The 14,328-nt window shown below is 62.8% G+C and carries 16 protein-coding genes; 6 read left to right on the top strand and 10 right to left on the bottom strand.

Annotated features, from left to right (window positions below):
- The first annotated feature begins 18 nt into the window (after positions 1–18).
- Positions 19–1,002 carry a VOC family protein gene (locus NKH30_RS13065; RefSeq protein ID WP_352995690.1) on the top strand — a complete coding sequence of 328 codons (984 nt, stop codon included), beginning with the start codon at positions 19–21 and terminating at the stop codon, positions 1,000–1,002.
- A 57-nt stretch (positions 1,003–1,059) separates the two neighbouring features.
- Positions 1,060–1,518: a nuclear transport factor 2 family protein gene (locus tag NKH30_RS13060; protein WP_352995688.1), complete on the top strand. Its 459-nt coding sequence runs from the start codon at positions 1,060–1,062 to the stop codon at positions 1,516–1,518.
- Between the two features lie 71 nt (positions 1,519–1,589).
- On the opposite strand, the gene NKH30_RS13055 is transcribed toward NKH30_RS13060, so the two are convergent.
- Positions 1,590–2,489 carry a LysR family transcriptional regulator gene (locus tag NKH30_RS13055; RefSeq protein ID WP_352995686.1) on the bottom strand — a complete coding sequence of 300 codons (900 nt, stop codon included), beginning with the start codon at positions 2,487–2,489 and terminating at the stop codon, positions 1,590–1,592.
- A 42-nt stretch (positions 2,490–2,531) separates the two neighbouring features.
- Between NKH30_RS13055 and NKH30_RS13050 the strand changes: the two genes are divergently transcribed.
- The gene (locus NKH30_RS13050; RefSeq protein WP_352995684.1) at positions 2,532–3,104 is read left to right on the top strand and encodes a YybH family protein; all 573 of its coding nucleotides are present in this window, start codon (positions 2,532–2,534) and stop codon (positions 3,102–3,104) included.
- A 216-nt stretch (positions 3,105–3,320) separates the two neighbouring features.
- Positions 3,321–4,346 (top strand): NADPH:quinone reductase, encoded by a 1,026-nt coding sequence (locus NKH30_RS13045; protein WP_352995683.1) that lies wholly within the window; start codon positions 3,321–3,323, stop codon positions 4,344–4,346.
- A gap of 450 nt (positions 4,347–4,796) precedes the next feature.
- Here NKH30_RS13045 and NKH30_RS13040 read toward each other — a convergent pair whose 3' ends face one another.
- Positions 4,797–7,034, bottom strand: coding sequence for a relaxase/mobilization nuclease domain-containing protein (locus NKH30_RS13040; RefSeq protein WP_352980292.1), 2,238 nt, complete (start codon positions 7,032–7,034; stop codon positions 4,797–4,799).
- Positions 7,031–7,438 (bottom strand): hypothetical protein, encoded by a 408-nt coding sequence (locus NKH30_RS13035; protein WP_352995681.1) that lies wholly within the window; start codon positions 7,436–7,438, stop codon positions 7,031–7,033. Before NKH30_RS13035 ends, NKH30_RS13040 begins: the two co-directional genes overlap by 4 nt.
- Positions 7,439–7,816: 378 nt before the next feature.
- On the opposite strand from NKH30_RS13035, the gene NKH30_RS13030 reads away from it, so the two are divergent.
- Both NKH30_RS13030 and NKH30_RS13025 read left to right on the top strand, forming a co-directional pair.
- The gene (locus NKH30_RS13030; RefSeq protein ID WP_352995837.1) at positions 7,817–8,557 is read left to right on the top strand and encodes a nucleotide-binding protein; all 741 of its coding nucleotides are present in this window, start codon (positions 7,817–7,819) and stop codon (positions 8,555–8,557) included.
- Positions 8,554–8,961: a hypothetical protein gene (locus NKH30_RS13025; RefSeq protein WP_352980294.1), complete on the top strand. Its 408-nt coding sequence runs from the start codon at positions 8,554–8,556 to the stop codon at positions 8,959–8,961. The genes NKH30_RS13030 and NKH30_RS13025 overlap by 4 nt, the downstream gene beginning before the upstream one ends.
- A 117-nt stretch (positions 8,962–9,078) precedes the next feature.
- Here the strand turns inward: NKH30_RS13025 and NKH30_RS13020 are convergent, their stop codons facing one another.
- The 7 genes from NKH30_RS13020 to NKH30_RS12990 form a co-directional block, all read right to left on the bottom strand.
- On the bottom strand, positions 9,079–9,408 hold the full coding sequence (locus tag NKH30_RS13020) for a hypothetical protein (RefSeq protein WP_352980295.1): 330 nt from the start codon (positions 9,406–9,408) through the stop codon (positions 9,079–9,081).
- 57 nt (positions 9,409–9,465) lie between these two features.
- Positions 9,466–9,789 carry a DUF736 domain-containing protein gene (locus NKH30_RS13015; protein ID WP_006205585.1) on the bottom strand — a complete coding sequence of 108 codons (324 nt, stop codon included), beginning with the start codon at positions 9,787–9,789 and terminating at the stop codon, positions 9,466–9,468.
- 700 nt (positions 9,790–10,489) lie between these two features.
- Positions 10,490–11,023, bottom strand: a complete 534-nt coding sequence (locus tag NKH30_RS13010; RefSeq protein WP_352980296.1) for a hypothetical protein — start codon at positions 11,021–11,023, stop codon at positions 10,490–10,492.
- Between the two features lie 288 nt (positions 11,024–11,311).
- Entirely contained in the window at positions 11,312–11,731 is a 420-nt protein-coding gene (locus tag NKH30_RS13005; protein ID WP_352442715.1) for a hypothetical protein, read from the bottom strand.
- On the bottom strand, positions 11,721–11,981 hold the full coding sequence (locus NKH30_RS13000; protein ID WP_352443212.1) for a type II toxin-antitoxin system prevent-host-death family antitoxin: 261 nt from the start codon (positions 11,979–11,981) through the stop codon (positions 11,721–11,723). The genes NKH30_RS13005 and NKH30_RS13000 overlap by 11 nt, the downstream gene beginning before the upstream one ends.
- Before the next feature lie 63 nt (positions 11,982–12,044).
- The gene (locus tag NKH30_RS12995; RefSeq protein ID WP_031241826.1) at positions 12,045–12,986 is read right to left on the bottom strand and encodes a DUF2493 domain-containing protein; all 942 of its coding nucleotides are present in this window, start codon (positions 12,984–12,986) and stop codon (positions 12,045–12,047) included.
- A gap of 245 nt (positions 12,987–13,231) precedes the next feature.
- Complete coding sequence (locus NKH30_RS12990; RefSeq protein ID WP_352791756.1) at positions 13,232–14,194, bottom strand: DUF7146 domain-containing protein; 963 nt, start codon at positions 14,192–14,194, stop codon at positions 13,232–13,234.
- Positions 14,195–14,328 lie beyond the last annotated feature (134 nt).

Raw genomic sequence — 14,328 nt, 5'->3', positions numbered from 1 at the left:
TCTTGAGAGGATGCAACCATGACCGGCATCGCAACGGGATCCTTCGTCGAGGCAAGCAAGGCCGGCGAACTCGGGATTCATTCGCTCGACACCTTTGTGCTGCAGGTTCCCAGCCTCAAGCAGGCGCAGATCTTTTTCGTCTCCTTCGGCCTGGATGTCCGCGAAGAAGGATCCGCGCTGACGCTTAGAACGTTCGGCAACGATCATGTCTGGGCGAACGTCGTGGAAGGACCGCGCCGCAAGATGCAGCACCTGTCCTTCGGCGCTTACGCCGAGGATTTGCCACGGTTCAAGGCGCATCTCGAAGGTCTCGGCATCCGGTTGATCGACGCACCTCCGGGCTTCGAATCCAACGGCCTGTGGTTCGTCGGCCATGATGGCGTTCTGATCGAGATCAAAGTCGCCCTGAAGACTTCACCCGACCAGAAGGCGGCGGCCTATTTCAATTCGGCCCCGGCCGGCCGTCGCGGCAGCGGCCTCGGTCATATCGAGCTGAAGCAGATCCTGCCGACGCGGCTCGCGCACTGTCTGATCTTCACCAGCGATGTGCACGGCGCCATCAGCTATTACGAGAAAGTGCTCGGGCTGCGGCTTTCCGATCACTCCGGCGGCAATGTCGCCTTCATGCATGGTGTCCACGGTTCCGACCATCACCTCTTGGCGCTGGCCCGCTCCAGCGGCCCTGGTCTGCATCACTGTTCATGGGATGTCGGCAGCATCGACGACATCGGCCGCGGCGCGCTCTATATGGCCGACAAGGGCTACAAGCGCGGCTGGGGTGTCGGACGCCACACGATCGGTTCCAATTATTTCCACTACGTACAGGATCCGTGGGGTGGCTTCTCCGAGTACTCATGCGACATCGATTACATCCCCAAGGGCCATCTCTGGGATGCGCGCGACTTCGCCGACGAGGACGGGCTCGCCTTTTGGGGGCCGCAGCCGCCAACGGACTTCGTCCACAATTACGAGATGGACCAGGACGCCAGACCGCCCGCCTGAACAGGCGGCCAGACGTTTTCAGACTTGAGACTTCCGAAACCTGAAGGAGGAGCCGTTATGGGCATAGTTCACACGACAATGACCGACGAGCAGCGAAAGTCGGTAGCCCTTGAGTACCTGAAGTCCCTCGATCGTGGCTCCACCTCGGACGAGCGACCTTTCCTGGAATTGTTTGCCGAGGACGCCGTCGTCTATTTCCCAAAGTGGGGGGTAGCCCACGGCCGTAGCGAAATCGGCGAGCTATTTGGCGATGTCGGAGCGACGTTCAAGTCGATCCGCCATCACAGCCAGGACTTCAACTACATCTTCTCCGGATCCGACACGATCGTGATCGAGGGCAGGAGCAGCGGCGAACACCGCGACGGACCATGGGAGGCAGACCATCCAGCCTGGGGTGCGGGTCGTTGGTGCGACGTCTTCGAGATCCGCGATTTTCTGATCCAGCGCGTGTCCATCTATCTCGACCCCGACTATGCCGGGAAGGATACCACCCGTTACCCGTGGATCAGTGCGTAACAGCAAATCTCCGATGTTGGTTCACCCCGGTGGGGCCAGCGGGCTCGCTGCTCTGCGTGTACGCGCACAGTTCATGAAATTTTTGCAGCGGGAAAGACAAGAAACTGCGCAGCATGATGCCTCTGGCAGAAATCCAGGTAGGCCCGGACGATGCTGGAAGGATTCCGATGCGAAGGATAGAGCAGGTTGACCTGCTGGTCCGGCATTGGGTGGTCGGCAAGCACGGCGCATAGCTGGCCGCTCCGTATGGGGTCGGCGGCCAGGAAGGGAGGCAGTTCCGTGACGACCTCGCCGGCCAGCGCCCGGCCCCGAAGCTGCAGGTAATCGTTTGTGGTCAGCACCGCCTTCGGCTCGACGATATGCTCGCCGAGCCGCCAGATGCCTTGCGTGTTGGCGTCCCGGCACCAGGTAGCGCAGGGAAAGCGGTGCAGTGCATCGGGATCATCGGGCGTTCCCAAACGCTCCAGTAGTGCGGGACTGACAACCAGCCCGTGGCGATAGGAGAGCAGTCGCCGCGCCACCATCGACTCATGCAGGACGTCTCCAACGCGCAACGCGACGTCGATTCCATCCTGGACGAGGTCGACCCGGCGGTCGGTGGTGTACACGCTGAGCTGAATGTCGGGATGTTGTCGTTGGAATGCGCCGAGCAGTTCCCACCAAGGTTCGAAGGCCGTCGGCAAGGAGAGCCGAAGTCGTCCCCTTAGACGCGCCTGGTCGCTCCTGACCGCCTGTTCGGCCTCCGCGAATGCCTCGATGCCTCTGGTCGCGTGCTCATACAGGCGCGTTCCAGCGTCCGTCAGCCGGGTGCCTCGAACGGAGCGTTCCAGCAGTTGCACCTTCAGTTCCCGCTCGAGTTCACGGATCCGGCGGCTGAGCGTCGGCAGCGCAACGCCCGTCCGCTGTGCGGTGGCCGACAGGCTGCCGGCCTGCACGACACTCACGAACATCTGCACGGCATTTAAGTCCATGGCTGCATTCCTATCAGTTATGAGAGGAATGTTACCAGATGCGTGGATATCGCACCATCCGTGAGCGGATTAGGTTGCCGTATCCGCAAACGGGAAGTGTTTACCGGCGAGCGGCAACAGGAGAGAATGATGTCTATAATCTTTCGCAAGAACCCGGCAGCGCTGGCGCTCGCAGCGCTTCCTCTGCTCATGCTGGCGGCGCCAGCCAAGTCGGACGAACCGGTCAAAGCCACCATAACCCAGCAGCTTCAAAGCTACGAGCAGGCGCTCAACAACTCCGACGTCAAGGCTGTCGTGATGCTTTACACGGACGACAGTGTGTTGATGCCGCAAGAGACCCCAACCGTCGTGGGCATCAAGGCAGTCGAGCAATTCTACGGTGCAACGTTCCAGGCGATCGATCTCAACCTCCATTTCCAGATCGACGAGGTGCAGGTTCTTTCGAACGAATGGGCGTTTTTGCGAACGACATCCACTGGCACCATGAAGATCCACGCCACCGGCAACGAGGTTCCGTCGCACAATCAGGAACTGTTTGTGTTGCACAAGGAGGTCGGGACGTGGAAGCTCGCCCGCTACAGCTTTTCTTCCACGCTTCCGCCAGCGCAACGCTGATCGTCGGGAGACTTTCGGTGGCTTAGCAAGCGCGGTCCTCCAAGGTGCCTCGTTGTGGACGGGCATCCTTTTCGAGGTCGATGCAGGTCGGTTGATCATCGTCGACGATCAGACACGGATCGTCGCTGATGCCCGCGTGGAAACTCGGCCGCTCGCCTCAATTCGGCAGTGTGCCCTTTCACCGCCAAACGAAACACTACTTCGCGAGGAACGACGATGCGTGCGGCATGGTATGAAAAGCAAGGCTCCGCCCGAGACGTGCTTGTGGTCGGGGAGATGACTGCTCCCGAGCCAACCGATGGTGAAGTTCGTATTCGCCTGGCCGTATCGGGGATAAATCCCGGCGATATGAAGAAACGATCCGGCTGGCAGGGCGCGCCGATGCGCTATGCCCGGGTGATTCCGCACAGCGACGGCGCCGGCGTCATCGACGCCGTCGGCCCGGGCGTGTCACCAGACCGCATCGGCCAGCGCGTCTGGTGCTATGGCGCCCAATCCTATCGGCCGTTCGGGACGGCGGCCGAATTGGTTGTGGTGCCTGCGGAGTTCGCAGTGCCCTTGCCTTCCTCGTCGCTCGTTGCAAGCGAACAGGACCTCGCGGAGCAGGCCGCATGTCTGGGGATCGCTGGGATCACCGCACATAGGGCCGTCTTCGCCGACGGGTCCGTCGCGGGCCTTAGCGTACTCGTTCACAGCGCAGCCGGCGGCGTTGGCTCGATCGCAGTACAACTGGCCCGCCGAGATGGGGCCCAAGTCATCGCGATTGTCCGTAACCAGGCACAGTTGAAGGCGGCCGGCGACATCGGCGCGCATCATGCGTTCCTCGCCGATGACCCGGACCTTGTCGCCCGGATCCGCCAGGCAGCCCCCGATGGCGTCCATCGCATTGCGGAGGTCGACCTCGCGTTCCACATCGAGGTCGACGCCGCGGTCATCGCGGTCGGTGGGGTGATCAGTTCCTACTATTCATCCCTAGATCGCCCGGCAATCCCGTACTGGCAGCTTGGCTTCGCCGACGTCACGCTGCGATTGCTCGGCAGCGACGATTTTACGCCATCGGTCAAAGCGCAGGCCGCCAGCGAATTGACCGACGCGCTGGTAGACGGATCGTTGCGTGTGAACATCGCGGCACGATTTCCGCTCAGCGAGATCGCATATGCCCACGAACTCGTCGAACAAGGCGCGGGTGGACGTGTGCTTGTCCAACTTGGCCAGCAAAATTTCGCAACGAACAAGCCCTGAACAGAATTTGCGATTGCGACACGGATCCCGAATAACCCTATACAGTTTGCCGGCAACTTCGCCGTACATACCGGGCGGGTCCTCTAACCATCAGAAACCCGCAAAAAGCCTCCATTCTTCAGCCGGTATCTCCAGAAATCCTTCGAGTTGTGTCGCAGCTGGCGTGCGAGCGACCGGGAGAGGAAGTGAAGCCTATCCCGTGTTTCCCAAGAGCAGCCGATCTGCTTGCTGACTTTCGGCGTGAACCGATGCTGATGCGACGCGGCTTCAGCTCTTTGGGAATCTCTCGGATGATGTCGATGGCGAGCAGGCCATTATCAAGGTAGCTCTCAAAATCTTCATGTGGTCGGCCAGCTTGAACGTCTGGCTGAAACTGACCCGCGTGGACAGCTACGGCTGGCCTTCCCTCCACTCTCCTACCCGCTTGAGAAGGCAAACAGCGATCTTTGCTCAGCGCTCGTAGTCGTTATCGTTTGAGCGCTGGGTCTTCCGATCCTGCTCTTCCGACTGCCGCGCCTTCTGTTTGTTGGCGTCCTTCTGCTTGGCTCTCACCTTCTCCTGCTCGGTGCCTGTGTGCGGCTCAACCGGCTGGCGGGGATCGTCCCGAGTTGGGAGGTCTCGCCCTCGCGCCTCGCGCTCGGGGATTGGCTCCTCACCGCCACCACCACGACGCTGCTGCTGCCGCTCGAATTGCAGCCGCGCCAGACGGTCGTGCATCTTGTCGTTGACCTCTTCATGATACTGTTCGAACTGTCCTCGATGCGCCGGCGGCAGCGTCTCGCGCATGTTGTCCAGAGCCTGATTGACGCGGGCCATCTGACGCCGCATTTCCAAGGGGGTTTGCGCCATGTCCAAATCTCCTATCAGTGCATTCAATTCTCTCATACCGGGATGGGACAGGAAAGACTTCTGCCCCGATTGATCAACTCCGCGACCCGCGTCAGGACCTAGTTGCCCCTCACCTGCCCGATCGCGACGGAACCGGAGAAAATTGTTGCCGATCGACTCCGCTGCCGTGAGAGCCTGGCCGACTATGCCCGCAGTCCGCATCGTCGTCACAGTCTTTTGCCATGCGGCAGCGATTGCATCGCCGTTCACGACAAGGGATTGTCGATCCAACCGGCGTTGCCGCTTGGCCTCCACCCGCTCGATCGTCCTCGCGCTGACCTGGTAGCGCGGATCGCTCTGAGCGCGGCTGTAGGCTCCGGCATGCTCCTTCGTGAATGGCCGCGTCATCGCATGATCCATGCGGCGCGTCGCCACCATCGCAATGCCGTTCTCGCGTGCTTTTTCCGCAAAGCTCTCGCGCCAGGCGATCAGGTCTGGCTTGTAGAATTTCAGGCGCTCGCCGTCGGCAGAGCGCGCCTGCACCATCGCATGGATATGGACGTGCTTGGTGTCCTTGTGATGAGCCAGGACGAACTTGTAACCTGGCGCGCGCTCCTCAAGCACGGCGCGCGCCGCGGCCATGACGGCATTGGCCTCGGTGCCGGCTCTCGCCGAGAAAAGCAGATGATAGGCATTGCGGCGCTCACGCCCCGAAAACTGCGGGCGCCATTGTTCGTAGACCGAAGCCGCCGCCTTGGCGGGGTTCCTCGCGCCCCGAATTGGCTCGCCGTTCGCAGTGCGGACGTCTTTGTTTGTACGGATGAACTTTTGCAAGAAGTATTTCGCTTTGGGTTCACGGCTGACGGCGGCAGTCACCTCTGCCTTGGCTACCACACCAGCCGCGCCCATGGCTTCAGACAAGCGCGCCTCGAACTTGTCGAGCGCCTTGCTGCGCGAATTTTCCCGACCACCGGCCAGCACCTTGGCAAGCGGCCCTGCCCGCTCAGCGGTGTGTGCGTAAACCTGCACCGTCTGTTTATCCTGCGCATAGACGAACGGTTTTGCACCGAAGGCCTCGTTCAGCGCCTCGCTCAGGGCGGCATCGGTGACCTCGCCGGCGAGCTCGAAACGAACCTCGATAAAATTGGTGTTTTCCAGGGGCGGTTCGAACGTCTCGCAAAACGTCTCCAGAAACGCTTTTCGTGCGCCGCCTGTCGCAAGGACCTGCCCGTCCTCGTCAAAAATCTCGATGTCGTGTTTCTCGCCTTTTTCGTCCTCGCGCTTCCCGATGTAATTGAGCAGCCGAGCAGCGGCTTGCCTAGTCGACGGAGGATTGGGCATGACTTTAAACACGGCAGGCTGCGCGCCCGCCGCATAGCCTGCCCGTGCCGCCACGGCCCGCGCCTGATAGCCCGCCCGCGCTGCTCGCCCTGTAGCGCTCGCGCGACCCGCACCACGGCCGCCGCCGCCGCCGCGCCGCTTCCAGTCTTCCTCCTCCTCTTCCGGCCGGAAACCGGCGAGCGTGGCGCCATAGACGATGATCGGCGCGCTAGCGGCCTTGGGCGAGCTCGCAACAACGGTCGGTGCCCTGTTGGACATGGAGCTCCCCGCCAGTCCTGTCCCTCCCGCCGACGAACGAGGGGCGTTCCTGCCGCCACCTAGCGCCGAGCCGGCTTGTCCTTGCCCGAGGCGTCCGCCGCCACCGGTCCCCTCATAACTCTTCATCGCCTGGAATTCACCGGCCTCGCGTCGGGCGCCCGTCACGGACTTGTCGTCGTCCAGCTCCTCACGCTTCACGCCGGACTCGCCTCGAAGATAGCGTTCGATTTCGGCCGCGTAGCCAGCAAGACGACCGCTCATGGCCTGACCTCCCTCGCCTTGCGTGACCCGCCAGTCATCGCCTTCAGTTCCTCGCGAAACTGCCGCACCAGGTTGCCCACGGCGACCAGCGCCTGTTCAAGATCCTCATCGTGGGCAACACGGCCGTCGCTCATCGTGCGCACGGCCTGATTGAAATTGACGCCGACACGCCGCAGCTGGTCGGTCATGTCCACGATCGCCGGCCGCAACGCCTCTGACGCGATGGGCAGATGCCCGACCTCTGCCCGCACTAGACGCCGCACGACCTCGCTGACGGTTATGCCGTCCCGCTCCGAAATGGCTTTGAGGTTAGCCAGCTCGTCAGCCGAAAACCGGATGTGCGTCACCTCGCTGTAGCGCCGCGACGCGTTCTTTACCGCTGCTTTCTGGGCGTCTGCATTCATCTCTCAAGCCCGCTTGCGGGCGCTAAGGCCCGCCAGGCCGCGCCGCCTACTTTGTGTGTATCACAAAATAGGCTATCCTGCCAATAGCAACCAAGGGAAGAATGAAAACATTTCAGGTCGCGCGTCTTCTCACCAGCCCAGCGCGGGCGAAACGTTCCCATCGTGGTTTGATGCGATGTGTCTATGATGCGTTGAGGACGATGCCTAGTCGGAAAAGCGTAGTCGATGGGCCACCGGACCCCTTCTTTCCTGAAGATAGCAGCTGCGCAAAAACTGCACCTTTAGCGAGCCCTTATCTATGCGCGCCTGGGTTGCCAACCCAGTCTTCCCCGTTGAGTATGTCACCATGTTTCGACCGTGATTTTGTTTCATGTGTCCATGATGACTTGTTTCCATGTTAACATGGAAACAAGGAGACAACGCCGGAAGGAGGCCCCCATGATCATCTCCGCTGCGATCCCAAAGGGCGGCACTGGCAAATCGACGATGCTGCGTGCCCTCGCATCCGTCGCACTGCATCGGGGTTATTCGGTCACTCTCATCGATGGCGACCGGCGGCAGAACATGAACCGCTGGTTCCAGATGCTCGGCGAAGCTGGCAATCGTCCTGACAAACTTACGATGGTGAGCGCGATGACGCCGCAGGAGATCCTTCGCGCGGCAACCACTCACAACGGAGAACGCTCGGTCGTCTTGATCGATACGGAAGGCACCACAAATGACAACCTCATGGCCGGGCTCTTCGCGGCCGACATTGTCGTCGTGCCGGTCTATTTTGCCCTCGACGATGTGACCGCCGCCATCCAGATCACCGACCACTACATCCCGCTGGCGGTCGAGAGCCGGGGTAGACCGCTGCCTGCGATATTCGTGCTGACCAAGCAGACCATCATCGATGGCAGGGCGCGAGCCCTGACAGAACTGCGCGCCATCATCCAGGCCAACGGGACACCGATTGCGGAACACGTCCTGCACAATCGCGTTGCCTACCGCGACCTTCAGACCGGGCAGACCCTTTACAGCCCTGAGGTACCCGACGCGAAGGCGGTTGCCGAAAGCGAAGGGGTCTTTGACGACCTTCTGCAAACCTTCATCGAAGCCACAAGGAACGCGGCATGAGTGAAGAGACCGCGCCGAAACCCGGTGACGACAAGAAGGCCCGCATGATGAAGGCGATCTCCACGCAGCCGCCCGCACTGCCGAGCATGTTCATCCCACCGAAGGTCGAGCCGTCAGGGATCAAGGAGCAAGCCACGCTACAGATGCAGGAAGAGACAAAGCCGTCCCCGGCAGTCGGGCCCGATTTCCGCAAGCTGCTGCGGCAGGGTCAGAAAAAGGACCCCATCGCCGGAAAGAAGATTCGCGAGGAGGAGATGATCCGCTGCGGTTACTACCTGACGGCTGCGGAGCAGCGGCAGTTCAAGTTACTGGCGATCAGCAACGGGCACAGCATGACCGAACTGCTGCGAAAGGCCGTGCAGGATTATATCCGCGTTCATAAGCACAAACTGCCAAAGGAATAATCGGCGGTTTGGAGTCGCTGTCGCATGCTGTGACGGGTGATGTTCGTGGCTCTTTGCGACGCGCAAAAAAAGGGCCCGCGACGGAGTGTTCCGTCGCGGGCCCTGAGATGTGTTTGCCTACTCGGGTTGGTTGAGGTGTCTCAGCAGTTCACCGAGGATTCCGTCCCGTTCCGAACGATCGCCAGCTGCCGCTTTATCCTCGACCAGCTTTGCAGCCATTTCGGGCGGCAGCGGCATGAAGTCGTAGCCGTGCGCAGTCGCGGCGTGGCGAAGATATCCAAGCGTTTCGAACGCGCGATCGTGGGTGCCAAGCCAAAGACGGGGCTCGTCGGTTTCTTCGTGGGGGAACGCTTGCAGGAAGTAGGTCCGAAGCGGTGGGTCGTAACCGATGACAGCGTCTTGGTCTGAGCGCCCCTGCCCGGTGACAGTGATGGTGTAGCGGCTCATTGCAACCTCCTTTTGCCGGTGGGGAGCCGGCCCCTCGCGGGGCCGGCCACCGATGCCTCACTGGGGGTTGTTCCAGAGGATGACCTTCTTGTTTTCCTCGCCACCCGGGGCGGGCGCGAGGTTGCCGAAGATGACGCCGATCTCGGGGGCTTCAAGCTTGACCGAGAGGTACTCCTCGCCCGAACGCTGGGAGATGCGGTGCCAGCCGGCTCCGATCTCGAAGCCCGTGCGCTTGTTGACGATCCGGTAGTCGGGCGCGTCCTCGCGCGACTTGTTGGTGTTCGGGATCAGCGTGATCGGGGCGTTGACCCGGAGTGTGGCAAAGACGCCTTCCATCGAGCCGTCGGCCTTGGTGGTGAGGTTTGCGATCGTGGTGGCCATGGTAGTTCTCCTTCGGTTGCATCGGGACCATTCCCGATGGCGCCAAAGGAGAGGGCCGTCCTGCTGCGGTCATCTCGGCGAAAATTCTGGAAAATTCTATTTGCCGAAAAATTGCGGGCAGGCCCTTCGCCTGCCCGCAGACAAAAACAGAAATCGAATTTTCCAGAATTTTCGCCGAGTGTACCCCCAACGGGGGTTGACCGCACAAAGCAGGCGGTCGTCTACAAAGGCGACATGAAACGGGAATGGCCCCGGATGCGACCGAAGGAAAAGAACTCAGGCCGCCATCGCTAGACCGCCGACGCAACGCTGCCGGATCGCAGGAACATGCTGCAGCCTCTCGGGTCATGTCGTCGGCATCGCCAACACATCGAACAGCAGCCCGGCGCGTGGCCGCCTTGCATGTTCGGTCTCGCGGCAGAGTGGTTTCGAGATCGGAGCCGGCTGGCAGCGGCCTTCACGCCCCTCGGGGACGATACCGCGCAGTCAGGTTGGATGACCCGGCAAGCCAGGATGTTGTTCGGCACGCTTGCACCCGCTTGAGGCGAGAAGCGTCAAGATGATCATCCGCACAACGCCCCGCGGCTCTGCGCGTGGACCGGTTTCGAAAGGGGCCGGCTCCGTCCGCACATACAGTGGATTAGGCGGCGCGGAGCCGGATCAACATATCGGATTGAACCCGCCGGGCTGTCGGCAGCCATCATCCTGGCAACGTTAGACGCTCCTCCGGCATCATGCGGGCTTCGGCTTGGCGGCGAATGTCCGAACCGGCATGGCGGAGCATGGCGCACCAGTCCTCCACATTGTACGTCGTTGCCATCCGGCCCCTGGCCAGATCGTAAATGACGCACGGCTTGTTTGCGATGGCGAGCCGAAGCACGTTGACGGCCGTACCGGGTGATGCGCCGTCCCAGACCATCATGCCAAAGTCGGCGCGCCGCGCCATCTCCCGGTCCTTGGCGGCGTCGTACCAAGATCCATGAGTGCCTCCAGGTGACGGGACATGGTAGGCGGCCCAGTCGCCCAGATTGTTGCGGGGTTCCTTGCCGGCATGGAAGACCCCGACATGCTCGTACTTGTAGCCCGCGAGCAGGCCCTGCGCCTCGGCATCCGCTCCCGACGCGTCGCTAACCAGCACGCCGTGCTCGGCAGCAACGATTGCGCCGATGCGAGCGATGGCAGGTTCCGGCAGCTCGAATATCTCGCGTGATCCACCTATGAATATCATCGACATGGTGACTTTCCCTTCTCTCCCGCGTCCCCGCCCCGCGCCGGCCGCCCTCTCCCCTGGCCCTGCGCGAGGGATCGTCACCCGAAGGCCGAGACGGCAAAGCCGGCTCGGGAAGCGGCGGGACGCCGCGACGAGAGCCCGGCCGGCCGCAGGCCGGCGCGCCCGGATCCTGCAGCTGCCGGAGGCGCTACGCGCATCTGGCTAGTGGCGCTTCGCGCTGGAGCTAGTGGTCTTGTCGGCCAGCCAGAGGCTCCCGTCCTGGATCGAGCGCATGGCCGCGAAAAGAGAACGTCAATCCAGACGGCTGACGCGGCGGCCCTCGCTGCGCGCTTCGATAAAGGCGCCTGCGATCTTCATCATGAATGCCTTGCTGAAACGACCGAGGGGCTTACCGTCGGCTTCGATGTACCAGGAGCGTTCGGCAATATCGTAGTTGTATTCGTCAACCACTATCCAGCAGCGTTTGAGATCGGTCAGACCGGCGCGGCGGCACTCGATAGCGGAGACTTCCAAACCGACCCGATCGCTGGTCGGTGGCTGGGTGGTTATAGCCAGGAGCGCGAGATGGGTCAGGCCATCCCTTGCGCCGCGGACAGCGATGACCACGCAGGTCGGCCGGCTCTTGCGGCCTTCCGTTTCGCCGCGCTCGTATTGCCATGCCCAAAGATAAGGATAGGAGATCACCTGACCGGGCAGAAATCTACCGCTCATCATCGTATCCTTCCCCGCGCGCCAATCGGTCGATCTCGGCGGCGAAGAGTTCCGTGTGTTCCTCCGGCATCTCGGCGACATGGTATGCGCGGCGGGGATCGCCGCCGATGCGCATCCGTTCGTAGTGCTCGTAACTCATCAGCACGAACCGGGGTTTCCGGTGCTTGGTAAGAATAACGGGTTCGCGGCTGGCAACGTCGGTGACGTCGCCAACCTGCTTGTTGAGATCCCCCGTCGTGAACTGGCGCATGGCTAGACTCCTTGATCGATCTCCATACTATCTGGATTCGCCAGATTTGCAAGAAAACGGCGCTCACGCGCCGCCCTCCGCGAACCGCCAGACGGGGATGCCGAGCCGACGGGCCTTGTCGGCAAGGTTGTCGGTAATGCCGGAGCCGGGAAAGACGATCAGGCCGTAGGGCACTACGGAGAGAAGCTGGTCGTTGCGGCGGAACGGGGCTGCCTTGGCGTGCCGGGTCCAGTCCGGCTTGAAGGCGATCTGGGTGACCTTGCGGTTCTCGGCCCAGCAGGCGGCGATGCGTTCGGCGCCGCGCGGGCTGCCGCCGTGGAGCAGGACCATGTCGGGATGCTTCTCGCGAGCCTTGTCGAGCGCGTCCCAGATCCTGTCGTGATCGTTGCAGTCGAGGCCGCCGGCGAAGGCGATCTTGGTCCCTGCTGGAACGAGCACCTCGGTTTCGGCGTGTCGGCGGGCGGCGAGGAAGTCGCGGCTGTCGATCACCGAAGCGGTCATCGCCTGGTGGCTGACCTTGGAGCCGGTGCGCGGTCGCCATGCCGATCCGGTTTGTGCCTCGTAGAGATCGGCGGCCTCATCGCGCATGATTTCGAGCACGTTGCGGCGCTCGATATAGCTGATGCCTTCCGCGGTCAGCCGCTCCAGCTCGACCGACTTCACCTCCGAGCCGTCCTGCTCCTGCTGACTCGAGCGCTGCGCCTCCTCGTTGCGGTCGAGGCTGCGGGCGACACGCTCGGCGGCACGGTGGAAGACGTTTGCGAACGACCAGAGCAGGTCGTCGAGATCGGGTTCGAGCCTGGTGTCCCCGAGCATGCCGGCGAAGGTTTCTACGATCCCGGCGAGGCCGGCCCGGATCACCTCGTCGTCGGGAAGCGGCCGAGGGTCAGGTTCGTCCTGATGCGGGCGATGGCCGTACATCTGCAGTTCGAGGATGACGCGGTCGGTCGGCGAGGAGGCGTGGGAGGGCTCGTAGGCGTCGTCGAGAGGAATGTCGTAGGTCATGGCGGTGTCTCCGTCGGTTGTGGCCGCGCCTATCGCGGCCTGACAGCGCATCCCGGCCGCGCGCCGGGCGCGGCCGCACCGAAGGCCGAAGCGCGAGCGGAGGACGGCGAAGCCGTTGCGGCCGTGACTGGGGGGTGGCAGGGGTCGCCTCTCAGGCAGGCCGCGGGCGCGGCCTCTCCGGTGGACCCCCGCCATATCTGCAGGCTGTCCGACGCCGCGCCGAGCCGCGTGCCGGCCCGACCCATTCATCCGGGCGGCAGGAAGAGACGGGCATCCTCCGGGACGAGTTGATCGCGGAGCCACGCCGCGAGGTGGGCTTGGCCGAGATGACGCAGATCGTCGTTGAAGTCGCCGAGCTGCGGCCGCAGCACCAGGGCGAGAATCCCTGCCTCGCCTGCGCGCTGGCTGAGACGCTCTATGCCGTGCCGGCCGGCGGCGTCGGCATCGGCTGCGATGTAGAGGCGACGGCAGCCAGGCGGGAAGATCAGGCCGGCGAGGTGATTGGCTGAGGTGGCGGCAGCCAACGGCAGCGCCGGCATCACCGTCCGGAGCGACGCCATCGTCTCGAAGCCCTCGCCGGCGGCCATGACGGGCGCACCGGACTGTTGGCCTAGCCAGATGCCGTTGCCCAGCAGGTGACCAAGCGAGCGGCGTGGATCGGCGACCGGCGCCTTGCCGACCTTGCCACTCGGGTCCAGCCCAGAGGACAGGTAAGTGCGCTGCAGGCCGGTGATACGCCCGTCGAGGCTGGTGACAGCGGCGATCAGCGCAGGCAGGGTCCGCGTCTCGCCCGTGACGAGATCCCTGTAGTAGCAGCCAGGATGGAAGCGCAGCGCGCGCTCATGCGTCGAAAGCAAAATGCCGCGACCGGCAAGATAGCGTTCGGCCAGCGTACCGGCGATCGGATGGGACATGGCGAACAGGCGACGCGCGGCGTCAGGCGAGCCGCGTGTCGCAGCAGGCTGGCGATGCGAGCCAAGGGGCTGGGGCGGGAGCTGGGGCGGTGGCAGCGGCATGGAGAGGAAGCGACGTGCTTCATCCGCGACCTCGCGGAAGTCGACCAGACCACAGCTCTGCTCGATGACGTCAAGCAGGTCGCCATATTCCCCCGATTGCTCGTCGACCCATTTTCCGGCTGCCTTGCCGCCAACCGCCTTGAGCCGCACATGCATGGAACGGCCGCGCGTGTTGCGGACATCACCGACCATCCAGTAATTGCCGAAGCGATGGCCGTTGGAGAGATATTCGCGGCACGCCGCCACGGCAAGTTAGCCGAGGCCGCGTGCCAGCTCGGATGCCGAGCCGGGCAAGACCGCCTCCCCCACAAACCGCTGCTGTACGG

It is taken from the genome of Mesorhizobium sp. M1273 (genome assembly GCF_040318195.1).
Lineage (GTDB): Bacteria > Pseudomonadota > Alphaproteobacteria > Rhizobiales > Rhizobiaceae > Mesorhizobium.
Note: the sequence above shows the minus strand (reverse complement) of the source record. Positions and strands in the feature narration are given on the sequence as shown.

Bases quoted from the DNA above. Each gene is read 5' to 3' on its own strand.
- NKH30_RS13040 (WP_352980292.1), bottom strand. From the start codon at position 7,034: ATGAGCGGTCGTCTTGCTGGCTACGCGGCCGAAATCGAACGCTATCTT.
- NKH30_RS13000 (WP_352443212.1), bottom strand. From the start codon at position 11,981: ATGCGCCAGTTCACGACGGGGGATCTCAACAAGCAGGTTGGCGACGTC.
- NKH30_RS13015 (WP_006205585.1), bottom strand. From the start codon at position 9,789: ATGGCCACCACGATCGCAAACCTCACCACCAAGGCCGACGGCTCGATG.
- NKH30_RS13005 (WP_352442715.1), bottom strand. From the start codon at position 11,731: ATGAGCGGTAGATTTCTGCCCGGTCAGGTGATCTCCTATCCTTATCTT.
- NKH30_RS13055 (WP_352995686.1), bottom strand. From the start codon at position 2,489: ATGGACTTAAATGCCGTGCAGATGTTCGTGAGTGTCGTGCAGGCCGGC.
- NKH30_RS13010 (WP_352980296.1), bottom strand. From the start codon at position 11,023: ATGTCGATGATATTCATAGGTGGATCACGCGAGATATTCGAGCTGCCG.
- NKH30_RS13025 (WP_352980294.1), top strand. From the start codon at position 8,554: ATGAGTGAAGAGACCGCGCCGAAACCCGGTGACGACAAGAAGGCCCGC.
- NKH30_RS13045 (WP_352995683.1), top strand. From the start codon at position 3,321: ATGCGTGCGGCATGGTATGAAAAGCAAGGCTCCGCCCGAGACGTGCTT.
- NKH30_RS12990 (WP_352791756.1), bottom strand. From the start codon at position 14,194: ATGGTCGGTGATGTCCGCAACACGCGCGGCCGTTCCATGCATGTGCGG.
- NKH30_RS13020 (WP_352980295.1), bottom strand. From the start codon at position 9,408: ATGAGCCGCTACACCATCACTGTCACCGGGCAGGGGCGCTCAGACCAA.
- NKH30_RS13065 (WP_352995690.1), top strand. From the start codon at position 19: ATGACCGGCATCGCAACGGGATCCTTCGTCGAGGCAAGCAAGGCCGGC.
- NKH30_RS13030 (WP_352995837.1), top strand. From the start codon at position 7,817: ATGATGACTTGTTTCCATGTTAACATGGAAACAAGGAGACAACGCCGG.
- NKH30_RS13035 (WP_352995681.1), bottom strand. From the start codon at position 7,438: ATGAATGCAGACGCCCAGAAAGCAGCGGTAAAGAACGCGTCGCGGCGC.
- NKH30_RS13060 (WP_352995688.1), top strand. From the start codon at position 1,060: ATGGGCATAGTTCACACGACAATGACCGACGAGCAGCGAAAGTCGGTA.
- NKH30_RS12995 (WP_031241826.1), bottom strand. From the start codon at position 12,986: ATGACCTACGACATTCCTCTCGACGACGCCTACGAGCCCTCCCACGCC.